Genomic DNA, 3,637 nt, shown 5'->3' on the forward strand with positions numbered 1-3,637 from the left:
CGACTAGAAGTCGCAGCTACACAGACGAAACCCACCTTCGTGGGTTCAAAAGCCTTGATTTTTCGTTAGTCCACGCAGGTGGACTTTGTTTGTGTAGTAGCGATTTCTAATCGCCGGAAACTTTTCAAACATCCTCTTAGATCCCCGACTTCTTCAAGAAGTCGGGGATCTGGAGATTAGGTTTTTTTGAGTTAGTTGTACAGAGTATAACTGAAAGAATACGGATAATCGGCAATTATCTCATTGTTCTGACATTTATGATCTGAGTGTAACTGGATATTTAGATTGATTTTATTAATACATCTGTCTAGCTTGGATACGCAAAGATACAAACCGCCCACCGCAGGGCGGAAGTCAAAAATCAAAAGTCAAAACGAAGACAGGATAGGCTTTTTAATGATTTGGGATAGTTGATTTATTTATGCCCCTGCCGCACTAGATTCTAGTTTCGTTAAGATAGAGAATTGCTACTTTATAGCTTTTCAAAAGATGACAAGGAACGGTATCGGTATTCGCACAGCGCAAGTCCGTTCTGAGCGGCTTACGGGTCAAATTCACGTCTATGATGGTATTGGGAAAGGTAAGTCACAAGCGGCTTTAGGGGTGGTTTTGCGCTCTATTGGGTTGGGAATCAATACACCTAGTGATTCTAGCCGGGTTTTATTGTTGCGGTTTTTGAAAGGGCCAGAACGGGATTATGATGAGGATGGAGCGATCGCTGCATTACAGCGCGGTTTCCCCCATTTAATTGATCAGGTTCGCACGGGGAGAGCCGAATTTTTTGGTCATGATCAAATTACCGCTTTTGATCAAACAGAGGCTGCAAGGGGTTGGGATGTAGCCAAAGGGGCGATCGCTTCGGGGTTGTATTCAGTAGTTGTCCTGGATGAAATTAACCCGGTTTTGGACTTGGGTTTGCTATCAGTGGATGAGGTAGTCAAGACTTTAAAATCTAAACCCCAAGAACTGGAAATCATTACCACTGGACGCGCAGCACCGCCCCAATTATTGGATATTGCGGATTTGCATTCGGAAATGAAACCCCATCATCACCCCACAGCCGCAGAACTTTTCATTGAAGGCATTGAAATTTATACAGGGGCAGGTAAGGGTAAATCTACTAGTGCTTTGGGTAAAGCTTTGCAAGCAATTGGTAGAGGCATCAATCATCCTGGTTCTACCCGTGTATTAATTATGCAGTGGCTCAAAGGTGGTAGTGGTTATACTGAAGACGCAGCGATCGCCGCTTTACAACAATCCTATCCTGAAGTGGTAGATCATCAACGCTGTGGACGGGATGCCATTGTTTGGCGAAATTCTCGTCAAGATTTAGACTATATAGAAGCCGAAAGAGGCTGGGAAATTGCCAAAATGGCGATCGCCTCTGGTGTCTATAAAACGATTATTCTCGATGAACTCAATCCCACCGTTGATTTAGAATTGTTACCTGTTGATCCCATCGTTCAAGCCCTGCTACGCAAACCTCGTGACACAGAAGTGATCATCACTGGGCGCTGTCAAAACCAACCCGCTTATTTTGATTTAGCTAGTATTCACTCTGAGGTTTACTGTCATAAGCACTATGCAAATCAAGGCATAGAATTGAAGCGCGGAGTTGATTTCTAAAGATACAGCGGTTTTCAGTTATATAAGTTACATCTTAGCCCCCTCCTCGCTTGCGGAGAGGGGGTTGGGGTCATTGGACTTCATAAGCTATTACGCAGCTAGATCCAATAATCCTGATATTATTATTTCTTGTAGTGCGGGCATCTTGCCCGCAAGAATTATACAAATTACAGCGATTTCCAATCATATAAGGTACATCTTAGCCCCCTCATCGCTTGCGGGGAGGGGGTTGGGGTTGGGGTTCTTGTTCCGGGTTTGATGACAATTTGCTGTAAATGCACAACAGCTTAACATCCGTAAGTGCTGTATGGGCGGGGTTTTCCCGTCCTCATTCAAATAAGTAGTTGGACAAAATTAAATTCACTCGTTGAGAGAGGGAACTCTTAACTGGAAACAGGGAACAGAAAAATCAGTTGTGTAATTAATTCTGTCCCATTACCTAACGACTACCATGATGGCAATAAAAGCCCTGGTTTCATCCTTTAATCCCGGACATCCTAATTCTGACAATTTACCGGGTCTGACGCACCCTACAAGAGATAAAATCCACATTACATTACATATTTAGAAACCTTTGTCAATGCGTAAGCCCTACAATAGTAAATTCACAAAATTAAATAAATATCTGTATTCTCAACCAACCCCAAATATCCTATACTAAATCTTACCTATGAATAACTAAACCCCCATTTCTGTACTTCTGAAATCCCTGAAAATTATGGCGATTATCTCCTCCAAAAAACAGCCTCCAGAACCCAACGGAGAACCCAGGAAGCAACGGGAATCAGCCAAAGTACCCCCCGCAGAAAATCTGTTGCAATCAGAAGCTGCTATTAATGAACAAGGAAAACCAGAAGAAAGTATTCGTCCCCACCGCTTTGTTGATTACATCGGCCAAAAGGATTTAAAAGATGTCTTAGATATAGCCATTAAAGCTGCTAAATCTAGGAATGAGGTCATGGATCATTTGCTGTTGTATGGACCACCAGGTTTAGGTAAAACCACGATGGCGATGATTTTAGCCTCAGAAATGGGGGTAAGTTGCAAAATTACCAGCGCCCCAGCTTTAGAACGACCACGAGATATCGTAGGGTTATTGGTGAACCTGAAACCAGGAGATGTATTGTTTATAGATGAAATTCATCGGTTATCACGGATGACAGAGGAAATTCTCTATCCAGCCATGGAAGATTGTCGCTTAGATATCACTATAGGTAAGGGTTCTAGCGCCAGAATTAGAAGTATACCCTTGTCTAAATTTACCCTGGTCGGGGCCACAACCCGCGTCGGAGCTTTAACTTCCCCATTGCGCGATCGCTTTGGCTTAATTCAAAAGTTGCGTTTTTATGAAGTTGATGAACTTACTCAAATTGTGACTCGCACCGCCGAATTATTACAAACTTCAGTTAATTTAGACGGAGCTACAGAAATAGCCAAACGTTCACGAGGGACACCAAGAATAGCTAATAGACTACTAAAAAGAGTCCGTGATTATGCAGAAGTAAAATCCTTTATAGAAATAAGTGCAACTGTGGCAGCGGAAGCATTACAACTATTCCAAGTCGATCCTTGCGGTTTAGATTGGACAGATAGAAAAATGCTCAGTGTGATTATTGAAAACTTTAATGGTGGTCCAGTCGGCTTAGAAACCATCGCTGCTACCACTGGGGAAGACACCCAAACCATTGAAGAAGTTTACGAACCATATTTAATGCAAATAGGTTATTTAAGCCGCACACCCAGGGGGAGAATAGTCACTAAAGCCGCCTATCAGCACATGGGGTTTAAGCCACCCAATGAACAGTTATCATTACTGTAGCCTAAGATCCCCGACTTCTCTAAGAAGTCGGGGATCTGTCCGGGATCTTAGGCTAAGAGGATGTTTGAAAAGTTTCCGGCGATTAGAAATCGCTACTACACAAACAAAGTCCACCTGCGTGGACTAACGAAAAATCAAGGCTTTTGAACCCACGAAGGTGGGTTTCGTCTGTGTAGCTGCGACTTCTAGTCG

Annotated in this window: 2 protein-coding genes; both read left to right on the top strand. The window is 43.1% G+C overall.

The window, feature by feature from the left end:
* Positions 1 to 489: 489 nt before the first annotated feature.
* The gene (locus PN471_RS16570; RefSeq protein WP_271777795.1) at positions 490 to 1,626 is read left to right on the top strand and encodes a cob(I)yrinic acid a,c-diamide adenosyltransferase; all 1,137 of its coding nucleotides are present in this window, start codon (positions 490 to 492) and stop codon (positions 1,624 to 1,626) included.
* 718 nt (positions 1,627 to 2,344) lie between these two features.
* Positions 2,345 to 3,445 (top strand): Holliday junction branch migration DNA helicase RuvB, encoded by a 1,101-nt coding sequence (gene ruvB, locus PN471_RS16575; protein WP_271777796.1) that lies wholly within the window; start codon positions 2,345 to 2,347, stop codon positions 3,443 to 3,445.
* The last annotated feature ends 192 nt before the right edge of the window (positions 3,446 to 3,637 follow it).

Origin of the sequence: Aphanizomenon sp. CS-733/32 (assembly GCF_028330045.1) — a bacterium.
GTDB classification, from domain to species: Bacteria; Cyanobacteriota; Cyanobacteriia; order Cyanobacteriales; family Nostocaceae; genus Dolichospermum; species Dolichospermum gracile.